Source organism: Ruegeria sp. AD91A (genome assembly GCF_003443535.1).
Classification (GTDB): Bacteria; Pseudomonadota; Alphaproteobacteria; order Rhodobacterales; family Rhodobacteraceae; genus Ruegeria.
In genome coordinates this window covers 2,331,084-2,346,267 of sequence record NZ_CP031946.1, presented here as the reverse complement: position 1 = coordinate 2,346,267, position 15,184 = coordinate 2,331,084, and the positions used below count along the sequence as shown (strand labels likewise).

16 protein-coding genes are annotated in these 15,184 nt (G+C 58.1%); 4 read left to right on the top strand and 12 right to left on the bottom strand.

Features of this window, described 5'->3' with window-relative positions:
• Positions 1-82: 82 nt before the first annotated feature.
• The 4 genes from D1823_RS11705 to D1823_RS11690 all read left to right on the top strand — a co-directional run bounded on the left by D1823_RS11705 (position 83) and on the right by D1823_RS11690 (position 4,564).
• The gene (locus D1823_RS11705; RefSeq protein ID WP_117870166.1) at positions 83-1,099 is read left to right on the top strand and encodes an amino acid ABC transporter substrate-binding protein; all 1,017 of its coding nucleotides are present in this window, start codon (positions 83-85) and stop codon (positions 1,097-1,099) included.
• A gap of 126 nt (positions 1,100-1,225) precedes the next feature.
• Positions 1,226-2,458 (top strand): amino acid ABC transporter permease, encoded by a 1,233-nt coding sequence (locus tag D1823_RS11700; protein WP_117870164.1) that lies wholly within the window; start codon positions 1,226-1,228, stop codon positions 2,456-2,458.
• Between the two features lie 3 nt (positions 2,459-2,461).
• Positions 2,462-3,760 carry an amino acid ABC transporter permease gene (locus D1823_RS11695; protein WP_117870162.1) on the top strand — a complete coding sequence of 433 codons (1,299 nt, stop codon included), beginning with the start codon at positions 2,462-2,464 and terminating at the stop codon, positions 3,758-3,760.
• 12 nt (positions 3,761-3,772) lie between these two features.
• A complete protein-coding gene (locus tag D1823_RS11690) occupies positions 3,773-4,564 on the top strand; it encodes an amino acid ABC transporter ATP-binding protein (RefSeq protein WP_117870160.1) in 792 nt (263 codons plus the stop codon).
• Between the two features lie 49 nt (positions 4,565-4,613).
• Here the strand turns inward: D1823_RS11690 and D1823_RS11685 are convergent, their stop codons facing one another.
• From D1823_RS11685 to rpmH, 12 genes are all read right to left on the bottom strand, one after another.
• The gene (locus tag D1823_RS11685) at positions 4,614-5,111 is read right to left on the bottom strand and encodes a histidine phosphatase family protein (protein ID WP_117870158.1); all 498 of its coding nucleotides are present in this window, start codon (positions 5,109-5,111) and stop codon (positions 4,614-4,616) included.
• Positions 5,108-5,794, bottom strand: coding sequence for a ferredoxin (locus tag D1823_RS11680; RefSeq protein ID WP_254683720.1), 687 nt, complete (start codon positions 5,792-5,794; stop codon positions 5,108-5,110). The genes D1823_RS11685 and D1823_RS11680 overlap by 4 nt, the downstream gene beginning before the upstream one ends.
• 22 nt (positions 5,795-5,816) lie before the next feature.
• Positions 5,817-6,680, bottom strand: coding sequence for an acetylglutamate kinase (gene argB / locus D1823_RS11675; protein ID WP_117870155.1), 864 nt, complete (start codon positions 6,678-6,680; stop codon positions 5,817-5,819).
• Positions 6,681-6,740: 60 nt separating this feature from the next.
• Positions 6,741-7,394 (bottom strand): ribosome biogenesis GTP-binding protein YihA/YsxC, encoded by a 654-nt coding sequence (gene yihA / locus D1823_RS11670; protein WP_117870153.1) that lies wholly within the window; start codon positions 7,392-7,394, stop codon positions 6,741-6,743.
• Positions 7,391-8,128: an MOSC domain-containing protein gene (locus D1823_RS11665; protein WP_117870151.1), complete on the bottom strand. Its 738-nt coding sequence runs from the start codon at positions 8,126-8,128 to the stop codon at positions 7,391-7,393. Before D1823_RS11665 ends, yihA begins: the two co-directional genes overlap by 4 nt.
• Positions 8,125-9,954, bottom strand: a complete 1,830-nt coding sequence (gene yidC, locus D1823_RS11660) for a membrane protein insertase YidC (protein WP_117870149.1) — start codon at positions 9,952-9,954, stop codon at positions 8,125-8,127. Before yidC ends, D1823_RS11665 begins: the two co-directional genes overlap by 4 nt.
• Before the next feature lie 126 nt (positions 9,955-10,080).
• Positions 10,081-11,613 (bottom strand): bifunctional diguanylate cyclase/phosphodiesterase, encoded by a 1,533-nt coding sequence (locus tag D1823_RS11655; protein ID WP_205511828.1) that lies wholly within the window; start codon positions 11,611-11,613, stop codon positions 10,081-10,083.
• A 61-nt stretch (positions 11,614-11,674) separates the two neighbouring features.
• The gene (ttcA, locus tag D1823_RS11650; RefSeq protein WP_117870147.1) at positions 11,675-12,568 is read right to left on the bottom strand and encodes a tRNA 2-thiocytidine(32) synthetase TtcA; all 894 of its coding nucleotides are present in this window, start codon (positions 12,566-12,568) and stop codon (positions 11,675-11,677) included.
• A 43-nt stretch (positions 12,569-12,611) separates the two neighbouring features.
• Positions 12,612-14,228: an acyl-CoA dehydrogenase family protein gene (locus D1823_RS11645; RefSeq protein WP_117870145.1), complete on the bottom strand. Its 1,617-nt coding sequence runs from the start codon at positions 14,226-14,228 to the stop codon at positions 12,612-12,614.
• A 67-nt stretch (positions 14,229-14,295) separates the two neighbouring features.
• Positions 14,296-14,541, bottom strand: a complete 246-nt coding sequence (gene yidD / locus D1823_RS11640) for a membrane protein insertion efficiency factor YidD (protein WP_117870143.1) — start codon at positions 14,539-14,541, stop codon at positions 14,296-14,298.
• On the bottom strand, positions 14,538-14,963 hold the full coding sequence (gene rnpA / locus D1823_RS11635) for a ribonuclease P protein component (protein WP_117872865.1): 426 nt from the start codon (positions 14,961-14,963) through the stop codon (positions 14,538-14,540). The genes yidD and rnpA overlap by 4 nt, the downstream gene beginning before the upstream one ends.
• 25 nt (positions 14,964-14,988) lie before the next feature.
• Complete coding sequence (gene rpmH, locus D1823_RS11630) at positions 14,989-15,123, bottom strand: 50S ribosomal protein L34 (RefSeq protein WP_005980833.1); 135 nt, start codon at positions 15,121-15,123, stop codon at positions 14,989-14,991.
• Between the last annotated feature and the right edge of the window lie 61 nt (positions 15,124-15,184).

Here is a 15,184-nt window from a genome sequence, read left to right as displayed (position 1 = left end):
ACACCTTTGGGGTAACCTATCCGGCATCCACTTGCCGGGCAGAGCCGTCTCGGACGGGGCGGAAAATCAGGAAGAGGTAAAAATGAAAAAATCCGTAATCTTGGGCGCGGCAACGATTGCCGGTCTTGCTGCTGGCGCAGCCATGGCAGGGACCGTTGACGACGTTAAAGCACGCGGCAAGCTGAATTGTGGTGTGACCACCGGTCTGGTTGGTTTTGCTGCGCCCGACGCAAATGGCGAATGGCAGGGCTTTGACGTATCGCTGTGCCGCGCTGTTGCTGCTGCCGTTCTGGGCGACGCCAACGCCGTTGAATTCGTTCCGACCACTGGTAAGACACGCTTTACCGCTCTGGCCTCGGGCGAGATCGACATGCTGGCAAGGAACACCACCTGGACCTTCAGCCGCGATGTTGACCTGAAGTTCGAATTCACCGGCGTGAACTATTATGACGGTCAGGGCTTCATGGTTCCCAAAGCGCTGGGCGTCAGCTCTGCCAAGGAACTGGACGGTGCCCGTGTCTGCATCCAGACCGGTACCACCACCGAGCTGAACCTGGCCGATTTCTTCCGTGCCAACAACATCAGCTACGAGCCGGTTCCGATCGAAACTAACGCCGAAGCGCAGCAGCAGTACCTGGCTGGTGCATGTGACGTCTACACCACCGACGCATCGGGTCTGGCTGCAACTCGCGCCACCTTCGAAGCGCCGGACGAGCACATCCTGCTGCCCGAAATCATCTCGAAAGAGCCGCTGGGCCCGCTGGTCCGTCATGGCGACCACGAGTGGGGCGACGTCGTGCGCTGGACTCTGAACGCACTGGTTTCGGCTGAAGAGCTGGGCGTGACATCGGCAAACATCGACGAACTGAGCGCCGGCACCGACAACCCGGAAATCAACCGCCTGCTGGGTACAGAAGGCACTCTGGGTGAAATGCTGGGTCTGGACGCCGACTGGGCTGCCAAAGCGATCAAAGCTGGTGGTAACTATGGTGAAATCTTCGCCAAGAACATCGGTGAAGAAACACCGATCGGTTTGGCGCGAGGCCTGAACGCACAGTGGACCGAAGGTGGTCTGCTTTACTCGCCTCCGTTCCGCTAAGACATCAATGGAAGAGGGCGCAGGGCAACCTGCGCCCTCTTCTACAATAAATTGCTGCGGGCAGATGCAGAGCGGGGAAAACCTCGCCGATATTTAACAGCTCGCAAGCCACGGGGATCCCAAAATATGTCGACTATGACTGACCCACCGAAAGCAGATTTTCGGTTGTCTATGCTCATAAACGATACCCGCTATCGCTCTCTTACATTTCAGGTGATTGCGGCCATCGTTATTGCGCTTTCGATCTGGTATCTGGGCAACAACCTGATCCAGAACCTCAGGGCCGCAGGGCTCAATATTTCCTACTCTTTCCTCGGCGATTCCGCCGGGTATGACATCAACCAGCGTCTTGTAGAATATGACAGTCAGTCATCACATGCACGCGCAGCGCTCGTAGGTTTGCTGAACACACTGCTTGTCGCCTTTCTGGCTTGTATTACAGCAACGATTTTTGGTGTGATCGCGGGTGTTCTGAGACTGTCGAACAACTGGCTCGTATCGAAGCTGATGGCGGTATATGTCGAGATCTTCCGGAACATACCGGTGCTGATCTGGATCATCATCATCTTCACGATCATGACGGCTGTGCTGCCGCCGCCAAGCGAGTTCCGTGGGGAAAACCCGACGTCATCGATGCTGTTTGGTTCTTTTGCCTTTACCAACCGGGGCATTTATTTCCCGCGTCCTGAATTCGCCAGTGGCGTGTTTGCATCGGCAGCCCTGAACTGGTTGCTGGTCATCGCCGTTCTGATCGGATCGTGGTTTGTCAGTGGCGAAGTTGAAAAACGCGCAACGAAGAAACAGGAAGAAACCGGCGAGCGTCCCGCGACGCTGTTGCCGAAACTGGCAATCTGGCTGGTGCCGTTGGTGCTGTTGATGGTCATCATGGGCCTGACCTGGGACGTCCCCGAGCTGAAGCGCTTTAACTTCAGCGGTGGACTGAATGCAGGCGGCCCGCTGATTGCGTTGTGGTTCGCCCTGTCGATCTACACCGGAGCCTTTATCGCGGAAAACGTGCGCGCGGGTATTCAGGCGATCAGCAAAGGTCAGACCGAGGCCGCAGCCGCGCTGGGCCTGCGTCAGGGACGGATCATGAAACTGGTCATCCTGCCCCAGGCATTGCGGGTTATCATCCCGCCGCTGATCTCACAGTATCTGAACATAACCAAGAACTCGTCTCTTGCGATTGCTGTTGGCTATGCGGATATCACCGCGACACTGGGTGGTATCACCCTGAACCAGACCGGTCGAGCGATCGAATGCGTTCTGCTGCTGATGTTGTTCTATCTCACAGCTTCACTGCTGATTTCGACGGGGATGAACATCTACAACGCTTCCGTCAAGCTGAAGGAGCGCTGAGCCATGAGTGATCAAGCAACAAACCCGATCGCCTTCGTGGCCGAAGGCACAATCCCGCCCTCTCCGCCGCCGGCGAATGAGACGGGTGTCATCAAATGGCTGCGTGAGAACCTGTTTTCAGGGGTCGCCAACTCAATCCTGACGGTGCTGTCACTGATCCTGATCTACATTCTTCTCAAGAATACCCTGCCATGGATTCTGAACGGAGTGTGGAATGCCAACTCGCTGGCAGAGTGCCGCGAGATTCTTGGGGATAAGACCGGAGCCTGTTTCGCGGTTCTGACGGAACGCTGGCCTCAGCTGATCTATGGGTTCAAGTACCCCACCGATGCTTTTTGGCGCCCGAATCTGGCCTTTGTGCTGATGCTGGTGGCCATTGCCCCGGTGCTGTTCTTTGACCTGCCCCGCAAGATGCTGTTGTTCACTGCGGTCTATCCCTTCCTGGCGTTCTGGCTGATCTGGGGTGGCACGATCCTTGTTCCTCTGGTTGCACTTGTCGGCTGCGTTGCTGCCGGTGGCGTTTTCCAGAAGCTGGGCAACAACAGCTTTGCTGCCGGGTTCTTCGGAGCAATCGTGACCGCTCTGGTCATCTGGAAAGTCGGTGGAGCCCTGATCCCGGAAGGTGCATCAGATAATGCGTGGCTGACGGCCGTTCCCAGCCGTGATCTGGGTGGTTTCATGCTGAACATGATGCTGGGCGTGACCTGTGTTTCGCTGTCGGTGCCACTCGGGATCGCACTGGCCCTGGGGCGACAGTCGAACATGCCGCTGATCAAGTGGGTCTGCGTCATCTTTATCGAATTCATCCGCGGCGTGCCTTTGATCACGCTGCTGTTCGTGGCTTCGGTGATGCTGGCGTATTTCTTCCCGCCTGACAGCACGGTCGACCTGTTCCTGCGCGTCGTGATCATGATCACCATGTTCTCATCCGCCTATATAGCCGAGGTGATCCGCGGCGGTCTGGCAGCGCTTCCGCGGGGGCAGTACGAGGCGGCAGATAGCCTTGGGCTGGATTACCCGCAGGCAATGCGGCTTATCATCCTGCCGCAGGCCCTGAAGATCTCGATCCCCGGGATCGTGAACGTGGCCGTGGGCCTGTTCAAGGATACGACACTGGTTTCGGTCATCTCGATGTTCGATCTTGTGGGCATGATCCGGGGTCCCATCCTGGCGTCGACCGAATGGAACGGCGTTTACTGGGAACTTCTAGGCTTTGCTGCGCTTCTGTTCTTCGTCGTCTGCTACGGCATCTCTCAATATTCACAGTGGCTCGAGCGTCGCCTTGCCACCGATCATCGTTAAGGAGTTCAACGCATGTCTGAACTTGCAATTGACCGCGAAATCGACCGCTCCAAGATGCAGGTGAGCGACGAAATCGCCATCGACATCAACCAAATGAACAAGTGGTACGGGTCTTTCCACGTGCTTCGCGACATCAATCTGACCGTCAATCAGGGCGAGCGGATCGTGATCGCGGGCCCGTCGGGCTCGGGCAAATCCACCCTGATCCGCTGCCTGAACGCGCTGGAGGAACACCAGCAAGGCACCATTGTGGTGGACGGAATCGAGCTGTCGAATGATCTGAAGAACATCGACAAGATCCGGTCCGAGGTTGGCATGGTGTTCCAGCACTTCAACCTGTTCCCGCACCTGACCATTCTGGAAAACTGTACGCTGGCCCCGATCTGGGTGCGCAAGACGCCCAAGAAAGAGGCCGAAGAGCGCGCCATGCACTTCCTGGAAAAGGTGAAAATTCCCGAACAGGCCGACAAGTTTCCCGGTCAGCTTTCGGGTGGTCAGCAGCAGCGTGTGGCGATTGCCCGAAGCCTGTGCATGATGCCGCGTATCATGTTGTTCGATGAACCGACATCGGCGCTGGACCCCGAGATGATCAAAGAGGTGCTCGACACCATGATCGAACTGGCCGAAGAAGGCATGACCATGCTGTGTGTAACCCACGAGATGGGTTTTGCCCGCCAGGTCGCCAACCGCGTGATCTTTATGGATGCCGGTCAGATCGTGGAGCAGAACGAACCCGAAGAGTTCTTCAACAACCCGAAAAGCGAGCGGACCAAACTCTTCCTGAGCCAGATTCTGGGCCATTGATCCACACAAGGACTGAAAGAGCGAAGGCGGGGTAATGCCCCGCCTTTTTCTATTCGATCAAGTCGCGTGGGATGGTGAACCCCAGCACTGTCCCGGTGCGCCATTTGACTTCGGCCCAGCTGTTTTCGTCGAATGCCATAACAGTTGTTGCACAGGTTGGATAATCGAAAAAGCGTATGTGATCAGGCGGTTGTCGCACCAGACGGTCGGCGACATCGGCAATCCCGGGATTGTGGCCCAGCATCAACACAGTCGGTTCCGTAGCGCCTGAAAGCTCTCGCAACATGACCTCTGAATCAGCGTGGTAGAGCGCGCTGTGAAAACAGATTTTATCGGCCTGCAAGCCCATCCGATCCCATGTCTCACGGGTACGGATTGACGTCGAGCACAAGATTTCATCCGGGAGCCAGCCGTTTTGACGCAACCAAGCAGCGATGGCCGGGGCAGACTTTCGTCCACGTTTGTTAAGGGGGCGTTCATGATCACCAAGACCCGGGTTATCCCAGCTGGACTTCGCATGACGTGTCAGGATCAGAGTTCGGGTCATGACGGATGAAAGGCTCTCATATGATGGGCCGATTGTTCGGGGTCGCGCCCTGCGCCTGTACTGAGGGGGCACGCAAGGCGGGCCAGACACCCACCAGACATGCAGGTCTGACCTTCAGAAGTGTCTAGATGGTCGTGGCAGCCATCGATGTTGTAGAAGTCCTGCGCGTTCAGCGCGCTGACCGGACAGGTCGTCGTGCAAGGCGCGGCGCAGGTTTCGCAAGGAGATACCCGGGAGGGGGTTGGGATGGCGAACTCTTCGGCAAAATGCAGTGCGCCCCGATAGGAAATCATCATGCCAACGGTATCATGCACCAGTGCGCCGACCGGGCTGCTGAACGTACGTCCTGATTTGAGCGCCCAGTCGATAAATGGGGTGTACGGGGGGCCGCCAAACGGAAAATACGCCTGGGCGCCGAGCGCCTCGGCCATCTGACTGACTACCCTTTTCGACCATCGGTCTACGGGGTCGGGCCGGTGCCATTCTGGTGAGGCTTTCAGTACGGGCCAGAAGTCTGCGCCGGCCCCCAACAGGATCAGGGTTCCGGAGTCCAGTTGTTTGGCTGCAACGTGGCGAGGATGCAGCGCGCCCATGACCATCAACCCTGCATGACGGGCGGCGTTTTCAACCTGTTCATAAGGCATAACGTCAGGATCAGAGGAAGGCTGTGCAAGATGTGTCATGTCTCCTCCTCTCGTGCGGGGGTCAGTCCGGACGTATCAGTGACCCGGCCCCATGTTCCGTGAACAGCTCCAGCAGCACGGCATTCGGTGCACGCCCGTCCAATATGACAACCGCCCGCACGCCGCTGTGTAGGGCGTCCAGCGCGGTTTCTGTCTTTGGTATCATACCGCCTGCAATAGTCCCTTCGCGGGTCATTTCCCTTATCTGACCGGCCTTCAGTTCGGTCACAACGTCACCCGCAGCGTTCTTGACACCTGAAACATCCGTCAGCAGCAACAGACGGTCTGCCTTGAGAGCTGAGGCAATCGCCCCGGCTGCCGTGTCACCATTTACGTTGAATGTCTCGCCGTCGCGGCCCGCACCAAGCGGTGCAATGACCGGGATTACGTCATGGGAAAACAGATCATGCAGGATCTTCGGATTCATCTCGGCAGGAGTTCCGACAAAGCCCAGCGACGCATCTGTCTGATCGCAGACCATCAGGCTCGCGTCCTTGCCAGACAGGCCCACGGCCGACCCCCCCTGATCATTGATCGCCTGTACGATGCGTTTGTTCACGAGGCCGGACAGAACCATTTCGACCACTTCAACCGTGGCCTTGTCGGTCACACGTTTGCCGTTCACGAAATCGGATTGAATGTCCAGCTTGCCCAGCATTGCATTGATCATCGGACCACCGCCGTGGACGACCACCGGGTTCACACCGACCTGGCGCATCAAAACCACGTCCCGGGCAAAGCTTTCCATCGCCTCGTCGCTGCCCATGGCGTGACCGCCAAGTTTGATGACGACAATGGCTCCATCATAGCGCTGCAGATAGGGCAGGGCGCTATTGAGTGTGGCTGCGGTGGCGATCCAGTCCCGGTTCATATCTCGTGTCTTCATTGCTAAAGTCCTTCTGGAAAACCGTGTTAGGACCTTTACCCCACGCTGCCAAGGGCGAAGCTATTCCAGATGCGCAATGATGGACCGCAGGGTCGCGATGCCATCGCCCTTCTCGGAAGACGTAAGCACAATTTCCGGAAAGGCTGCGGGATGCTTGGACAACGCGGCCCGAGTTTGTTCCAGCACCTTCTCGCGCTCGTTGGCTTTGACCTTGTCTGCCTTGGTCAGCACGCATTGAAACGTCACGGCGCTGGTGTCCAGCAGCTTCATGATTTCGTCATCGACCGGTTTTACACCGTGGCGTGAGTCAATCAGGACAAAGGCACGGCGCAGCGTCTGGCGCCCGCTGAGATATTGTTTCAGCAGCTTCTGCCACTTCTCGACCACTTTCACCGGCGCATTTGCATAACCATAGCCCGGCAGGTCCACGAGATAGAGCTCCGGGCCTTGGGTGAAAAAGTTTATCTCTTGCGTGCGACCGGGTGTGTTGGATGCGCGGGCCAGACCCTTCGTGCCGGTCAAGGCATTGATCAGGCTGGACTTGCCCACGTTCGAGCGCCCTGCAAAACAGACTTCCAACCGGTCAGGGGCAGGCAGACCGTTCATGGCGACAACGCCTTTGACGAACTCGGAAGGGCCTGCAAACAGTTTGCGGCCTTGTTCCATGGCGAATTCATCAGGGTCTTCGACCAGAGAGAAGGGTAGTGTGGTCATAGCACCTGCACCTCATCGTTGACGCGGATTTCGCCGCCTTTGATGACCTCGGCGTAAACGCCGAAATCCTGATGATCCCAGCTGTTCAGAGCGCGCAGTGTGTCCGCGTCCCGCTCGCCGGTTTCGGGATTGGCGGTGGTGGCCATACAACGCGTGATCCGCTCGCGTACGCGAAGCACGGCCTCGCCAATGCGAACGTCTCGGCCCAGCCAGTCAAACTCATCCCACAACGGCAGACCTTCGAACCAGATATTGCCGCGCCACCGATCAATGGACAGAGTCTGGCCCAGTTTCTGTTCGACTGCGCGGTGCGATGCCATGTTGCACAGGCTGATCGACGGGAAATCGCTGTCGGTCATGCCGCGCCCGGGAACCCGAACGATCCGGGCAGATGCAGCACGATCCGCAGGCATAAGCGGCTTTACCCAATCCAGAAAAACTTCCTGCTCCGTATCAGGTTCAAAAGTCAATTCCGGTCGCTGCGGGTGGCGCAATGTGACGCGGTCGCCCAGCAATTCGGCCGAAATGGCCATCAGCTGCGGCGCTTTCGAACAGCGGCTGAAATTGAAACAGGGGGCCCAGTTCGAACCATCGGTTTTGGCCGCCTCATGAGCGACCGCCCAAACGCGATCCCCGGGCATGGTTTGCCCGGGGATGACTGTGACTTGGCTCAGGGCTTCACGCCCGTGGCTTTTGATCGGGTGGCGCCAAAGGCCTGAAACCATTCCGCTCATTTGTTGTCCGTATTTGGCGTCCGCTTGAAACCGGACTTGATGTTTGCGAACACATCCGGCTTGTAGCCTTGGCTGCGCATGATCAGATATTGCTGCGTGAACGTGATCGTGTTGTTCGCAATCCAGTATACGACCAGGCCACTTGCGAAACTACCCAGCATGAACATGAAGACCCAAGGCATCCAGGCAAAGATCATTGCCTGCGTTGGGTCAGTTGGTGCCGGGTTCAGCTTCTGCTGCAGCCACATCGAGATACCCAGCAGCAGCGGCAGAATACCGATGAAGACCAACGCCATCAGGGTGTCAGGCTGCGGGCCGGCCCAAGGCAGCCAGCCGAAGAAATTCATGATCGATGTCGGATCCGGCGCGCTCAGGTCCTGGAACGGGCCGAACCATGGGGCCTGACGCAGTTCGATCGTCACGAAAATAACCTTGTACAACGAGAAGAAGATTGGAATCTGCAACAGAATTGGCAAACAACCCGCGGCAGGGTTTACCTTTTCCTTTTTGTACAGCTCCATCATGCCCTGCTGCATCTTCTGACGGTCGTCGCCTGCGGCCTCTTTCAGGGCTTCCATCTGCGGCTGCAATTCCTTCATCTTCGCCATCGAGACGTAGGACTTGAAGGCCAGCGGGAACAGGATTGCCTTGATGATCAGCGTCAGGCCGATGATCGACCAACCCATGTTTCCGATCAGGGCATTGATGTTGTGCAGCAGCCAGAAGATCGGCTTGGTCAGGAAGTAGAACCACCCCCAGTCGATGCTGTCGATGAACTTCTGAACACCTTCTGCCTGATACTCTCGGATGGTTTCCCATTCCTTGGCACCGGCGAACAGCCTTGTCGTGACCTCTTCCGTGGCGCCGGGCGCGACTGTAAGGGTCGGCAGTACTGTTTCTGTCTGGTAAATCTTGCGACGTGAGTCGTACTTGGCAGCGGTCTTGAAAGCAGCGCCCTCGGCCGGGATCAGGGTGGTCATCCAGTAGTGATCAGTGAACCCGACCCAGCCGCCTTCTTTAACCTGATAGACCTCTGCCTGCGCGCGTTCATCGGGATCGATATCGAAATCGCGCACATCGCCATAGTCGATCTCATCCAGAACGCCGTCAGCCATGACCATAACGCCTTCATGAAGAATGAAGAAATTCTTCAGGCCCGGCAGGTCACCGTCTTCGCCGATACCGTGGCGTGCGAGGATACCGTATGGGGCCATGCCGACCTCGGCGTCTGTGGCGTTCTCGACCGACTGAGTGACAGAGAACATGTAGTTTTCATCCACGGCAATGGTGCGGCGGAAGGTGAGGCCGTTCCCATTATCCCAGGCCAGAGTAATCGGTGCGTCAACACCCAGAGTTTCGCCCTGCTCAAGCGTCCAAAGGGTGTTCGGGCCGGGAACGTCCGTGGCCGACAAGCCTGCGCCGGGGGCCCAGCCATAAAGGGCATAATATGCGGATTCACTTCCAACCGGGGACAGAAGCTCGACGATCGGAGAATCCTCGGCCAGTGAAACCTTGTAGTCTTTCAGCGACAGCTCATCAATTCGGCCACCGGCAAGCGACAGGCTACCAGTCAGACGGGGCGTGTCAATGCTGACCCGGGGCGCCTCGGCTTCGGGTTCGGCTTCGGTGGCGGTCGCAGTAGCTTCGCCGACGGTGCCGGTATCGGCGGCGCTGGGCGCCTGAACCTCATTCCCTTCGATGCTGGCGATTTCAGCCTGCTCCGTGGTTGGTGTGGGTTCCGGAGGAGGGAACAGCACGAACCAGACCAGGATCACGAGAAAGCTGAGCGCGGTTGCGAGGATGAGATTCTTGTTCTGATCGTCCATCTGGGACAGCCACCTTGAGCAGTGAAAGACACCCGCAGGGTTCAACAGAGTGCAGGCCCAAAGGTCAAGCGGAATCGCTCGTCATTTCGTCACGGATCGGTCTTCTGTGGCGCAGTTTTCGGTTCTTTAGCCCGTTTGCCGTCCGATTTTGGGCATTCCGTCTATCTTGTTGCGATGAGATGTGATCCAGTCCTTAGTTTTTTCAAAAGGCATGGCCTTGCCGATACCGAACCCCTGAACATGGTCACATCCCAATTGCGCCATCAAGGCATGTTCCCCTGGCGTCTCGACACCTTCTGCGAGTGTTTCCAGATTCAACCGTTCTGCCATGGTCAGAATTGCGCTGGCCAGCTGCTGCTGGCTTGGGTCCTGGTCGGCCTTTGTCACAAAAGAGCGGTCGATTTTTATCCGGGACACATTGAACCGCTTGATTGACGCGATCGAGGCATGCCCTGTGCCAAAATCATCCAGATCAATGCAACACCCCATCGCGGCCAGGCCCGTGACATTGCGGGTGATTATGTCATCCGGCCGTCTGGAAAACACGGTCTCCAACACCTCGACCGCCAATCTGCCCGGCGTCAGATCGAATTGATCCAGTTCCCATTTCAGGCGGTCGATCAATCCCGGGTCGCGCAACTCGTCCGACGAGAAGTTGATACCGATGCGCGGCACAATCAGACCGGCGCGATCCCAGTCGCGCATTGCGGAAAAGGCGTGATGCCGCATCGCCTGTCCCAGTTTACCCATCAACTCGGCCTGTTCAGCAAAGGGTAGAAAGACATTGGGACCCAACACGCCCTTTGTCGGATGTTCCCAGCGGGCCAGCGCCTCAAACCCGGACACGCGCCCGGTATCTGTCGAGATCTGAGGTTGAAACCATGGACGAATTTCACCACTTTCCAACGCAGCGTCAAATTCCCTGCGCAGATTGGTTCTGACCTGAGCTCTGCGACGTGTTTCGGACGAAAAAGAACGAATCGTCGAGGGCCCGTTTTGCTGTGCCTCCTGCAGCGCGTTGTTTGCAGCGTCGCACCAGTCTGTCGCAGAACCGTCGGGGGCATTGCTGCTGAGGCAGAAACCAATGGAGCAGGACAAGTAAACTCCGGTGCCGTTCAACATGATCGGGTCTTCGACTGCGGATTGCATTCGTCCCGACATCTGAATGCAGGTTTCCAGATCAAGCTGTTGTGCAGGGTGCAGAACAACCAGCATCTTGTTTCCATCGACCCGGGTTGCGGAGTCATTGGCGCGGATCATAGACATGATACGAGAGCAGAATTGCTGCGCTACGTGGTTTGCTGCTGCCTGGCCATGTAGATCAAGCATTTGCACATAGTCGTCCAGGATAACAGCGAAACAGGCCGAAGTTTCACCCCTGCGGCGGCTATCCGAAAGTACCTCTGTCAGAACGGTTCCGAACCGGTCTTTCGGCAGCAGACCACCCTGTTGTCGTTTCCTCTTTGCCGGGTTGGGTGCAATTGCCCCAATGCCGGCAAGTATCAAAGGCAAACCCAGTGTCACTGCGATCAAAGCGCGTTCACCGCCGAGCCAGAATGCACCCAGGCTCATTGCCGGAACAAAAGCAAGAACGGCAGGGCCGTATGCCACGTTTCTCAAAGATTCAAAAAAACGGTCGACAGAAGGATGATTCCGCATCGGGTCCTGGCCTTGGGCATGGATTGTATGCCGAGCCTAGGAAACCAGTCTGAGTCAGTCGTTAACGCAGAAGCGGCATTTCTTCCAAATTTTCTGTTTTTTCGTCAGAGTTTACGGAAAGATTAATAAAATCAAAGAGTTTCGCATCCAGAAGGTGTGACGGGCGCGCATTGGTTAACGCGCGGAACATAACCTGACGCCGACCTGGGCTGTTCTTTTCCCACTGATCGAGAATTTGTTTGACCTGCTGCCGTTGCAACCCGTCCTGACTGCCGCACAAATCGCAGGGGATGATCGGATACTGCATGGCCTTGGCAAATTTCGCGCAATCGGCTTCGGCGACGTGGGCAAGCGGGCGGAAGACAAAAAGATCGCCCTCTTCATTCACCAGTTTCGGCGGCATGGTGGCCAGACGGCCTCCGTGGAAGAGGTTCATGAAAAACGTCTCGAGAATATCGTCGCGGTGGTGCCCCAGCACAACGGTGGAACAGCCTTCTTCCCGGGCAATGCGATACAGGTTGCCGCGGCGCAGTCGCGAACACAGGGCGCAATAGGTTCGGCCCTGCGGAACCTTGTCCATCACAACAGAGTAAGTGTCCTGATACTCGATCCTGTGTGGCACGCCCATGCGGTTCAGAAACTCTGGCAGGACCGTGGCCGGAAATCCGGGTTGCCCCTGATCCAGATTGCAAGCCAGAAGATCGACAGGCAGCAATCCGCGCCATTTGAGTTCGTAGAGGACGGCCAGCAGCGTATAACTGTCCTTGCCGCCCGAAAGGCAGACAAGCCAGCGTGGCGGTTTGCCGTCCTTGTCGTGGGCGGACGGGTCCACCATCCCGTATTGCTCGATCGCTTCGCGGGTTTGGCGTACGATGCGTTTGCGCAGTTTCTTGAACTCGGTGGTCGAGGGCGCGCCAGCAAAGAGCGGGTGGATATCATCTGCATCATCAAACATGCGCTGCCCCTACAGCAGATGGCGCAACCGGGCAAGTGGCGGGTCAGCCAAGCCGCGCCAGCAGGGCGTCGGTATCCAACCCGGCTACTGATCCGGGAATGCGGCCGCTATCACCGGAAAGACGTGTGGCAATAAAACCGTCAGCCACCGCCCCGGGCGCATGGCGCAGCAGTTGCGAGGCTGTCAGCAGCAGTGCCGTGCGTTCAGTGTACCAACGCGCTTCGGCCTCAGGCGGCAGACCGGGCCAGCGGTTGCGATGCGCGGTCAGTGCTGCGTCATAATTTTTGTCTGCGCCTGTCACCGTATCCAACTCGGCCTCCAAAACCTCGGCAGCCAGCGGCTCACGTACCAGAGTGCGCAGGATATCGAGGCAGATCACATTGCCTGACCCCTCCCAGATGCTGTTCAGGGGCGCTTCGCGGTAGATCAGGGGCAAGGGTGTGTCTTCGACATAACCCATGCCGCCCAGTACTTCCATCGCTTCGATGACGACGACCGGGCAGCGTTTATTGTTCAGGAACTTGGCCAATGCGACACCGATCCGGGCGAAGGCCTTGGCTTCGGGCGTTTGACCGTCAAATGACTGCGCGACACGCATTCCCAAGGTCAATGCGCCTTCCCAGTCCAGAACAAGGTCGGACAGGACCGCTTGCATCAGCGGTTGATCGATCAATCGGCGCTGAAACGCGCTGCGATGGGTCACCCAATGATGCGCCTCGCTGAGCGCGGCACGCATCAGCCCGGCCGGCGCCATGGCTGTATCGAGCCGCGTGTGATGCACCATTTCCAGTATGGTGCGCACACCCGCTCCTTCTTCCCCCAACTGAAAGGCCAGCGCGTCATGATACTCGATTTCCGAGGATGCGTTGGATTTGTTGCCCAGCTTGTCTTTCAGACGCATCAGGTGGATTGCATTGCGCTCGCCCTCGAGCCAGCGGGGAACCAGAAAGCAGGTCAACCCGCCGGGCGCCTGCGCCAGCGTCAGGAACCCATCCGACATTGGCGCAGAGCAGAACCACTTGTGCCCACGCAGGCACCAGTGATCCCCGTCGCGGGTCGCAACGGTCGTATTGGCACGTATATCCGAGCCACCCTGTTTCTCGGTCATGGCCATCCCCAGCGTCGCGCTGATCTTTTGACCGATCGGTTCCTCCGAAGGATCATAGTGCCGGGCCAAGAGTTTTGGCTGCCAGATTGAGGCAATGTGTTCATTGGCAGCGAGTGCAGGGATTGCTGCATAGGTCATGGTCATCGGGCAGCAATGCCCGGGTTCGACCTGTCCTGCCAAATAGACCATCGCCGCATGGGTCGCATGTCCGCCGGGCTGTCCATCCCAGGCCAGTGCGGCATAGCCCGCCGATTGGCTGATCTGCATCATCTGATGATAGGCCGGATGAAACCGCACCTCGCCCAGACGTCTGCCACCCGGGTCGAACAGACGCAGCTCTGGTGGATGCCGGTTGGCGTCCCGTCCCAGTTCCTGCGTTTCTTCGGTTCCGAGCGTCTTACCATATGCCGCCAGATCCAAAGCGCGCGCGCCCGCTGTTCTTGCTGCGTCCTGCAGGACCGGATCGGACAGCCAAAGATCGGTGTCGCCGCGCACGGGCGGTTGGTTCAGGACATCGTGGGTCGGCAGGGTGTCGCGCGCTGGGGATTTCATCGGGACCTCGGGTTGGACTGGTCCAACTGTTCAGGCGCTGCGTATACCGGTCAAGTCTGACGGGGGGTCAGGACGAAGGGTCGTTATGCCTGTGGTCAGGTACCGGATCATACCCGTCGCCGCCCCAGGGGTGGCAGCGGCAAATCCGGTGAGCGGCCAGATAGGAGCCTTTAACTGCCCCGTGTTTCTCCAGCGCCTCAAGCGCGTAGGCTGAACACGTGGGTTGGTAGCGACAGTTGAAACCGACCCATGGGCTGAAGAACAGCCGATACGCCCGAACAGGCAGGGCGACGATATGGGACAGGAAGGTCATTTTTCTGCCGCATGCACCTTGCGGAGCGCATAGCGCAGGTCGTCCAACAGTGCGTCATAGGGGCGGTTGGCGGTGACTTCGGCACGGCCGATCAACACGTAATCCCACCCGTCGCGGCCGGCCTCGGGCAGGACGGCCCGTGCGGCTTCGCGCAGACGGCGCTTGGCACGGTTGCGGGCCACGGCATTGCCCACTTTCTTTGAGCAGGTGAATCCTACGCGCATCCCGTTGCCCTCGCCGGGGGCACGCTTGCGGGCCTGCACCATCATCGAAGACGTACCTTGTCGACGAGCACGCGCGGCTTTCAGAAAGTCGGACCGTTTCTTGAGAACGGTCAGAGGTTCAGACACACAAACGGACGCCGCCGGGGGCGTATTCCCGGGGTGGTTCCTACCAACCTCAGGGGCCTCCGGCGGCGTCATGTTCATAACCTGATCGGTGAGCGGTTTACGCGCTCAGCGATTTGCGGCCGCGTGCGCGACGTGCGTTCAGGATCTTGCGGCCGGCCTTTGTGGCCATGCGCGCGCGGAAACCGTGGCGGCGTTTGCGAACCAGGTTCGAAGGCTGATAGGTGCGTTTCATCGCTCCGTCTCCAATCTATGCGGTCGGGTGCGGCGCGGATTCGCCTGCCCGTGGTGTTCGA

Coding starts and splice junctions, on each gene's coding strand:
- D1823_RS11705 (WP_117870166.1), top strand. CDS start 83: ATGAAAAAATCCGTAATCTTGGGCGCGGCAACGATTGCCGGTCTTGCT.
- D1823_RS11700 (WP_117870164.1), top strand. CDS start 1,226: ATGTCGACTATGACTGACCCACCGAAAGCAGATTTTCGGTTGTCTATG.
- D1823_RS11695 (WP_117870162.1), top strand. CDS start 2,462: ATGAGTGATCAAGCAACAAACCCGATCGCCTTCGTGGCCGAAGGCACA.
- D1823_RS11690 (WP_117870160.1), top strand. CDS start 3,773: ATGTCTGAACTTGCAATTGACCGCGAAATCGACCGCTCCAAGATGCAG.
- D1823_RS11685 (WP_117870158.1), bottom strand. CDS start 5,111: ATGACCCGAACTCTGATCCTGACACGTCATGCGAAGTCCAGCTGGGAT.
- D1823_RS11680 (WP_254683720.1), bottom strand. CDS start 5,794: ATGACACATCTTGCACAGCCTTCCTCTGATCCTGACGTTATGCCTTAT.
- argB (WP_117870155.1), bottom strand. CDS start 6,680: ATGAAGACACGAGATATGAACCGGGACTGGATCGCCACCGCAGCCACA.
- yihA (WP_117870153.1), bottom strand. CDS start 7,394: ATGACCACACTACCCTTCTCTCTGGTCGAAGACCCTGATGAATTCGCC.
- D1823_RS11665 (WP_117870151.1), bottom strand. CDS start 8,128: ATGAGCGGAATGGTTTCAGGCCTTTGGCGCCACCCGATCAAAAGCCAC.
- yidC (WP_117870149.1), bottom strand. CDS start 9,954: ATGGACGATCAGAACAAGAATCTCATCCTCGCAACCGCGCTCAGCTTT.
- D1823_RS11655 (WP_205511828.1), bottom strand. CDS start 11,613: ATGCGGAATCATCCTTCTGTCGACCGTTTTTTTGAATCTTTGAGAAAC.
- ttcA (WP_117870147.1), bottom strand. CDS start 12,568: ATGTTTGATGATGCAGATGATATCCACCCGCTCTTTGCTGGCGCGCCC.
- D1823_RS11645 (WP_117870145.1), bottom strand. CDS start 14,228: ATGAAATCCCCAGCGCGCGACACCCTGCCGACCCACGATGTCCTGAAC.
- yidD (WP_117870143.1), bottom strand. CDS start 14,541: ATGACCTTCCTGTCCCATATCGTCGCCCTGCCTGTTCGGGCGTATCGG.
- rnpA (WP_117872865.1), bottom strand. CDS start 14,963: ATGACGCCGCCGGAGGCCCCTGAGGTTGGTAGGAACCACCCCGGGAAT.
- rpmH (WP_005980833.1), bottom strand. CDS start 15,123: ATGAAACGCACCTATCAGCCTTCGAACCTGGTTCGCAAACGCCGCCAC.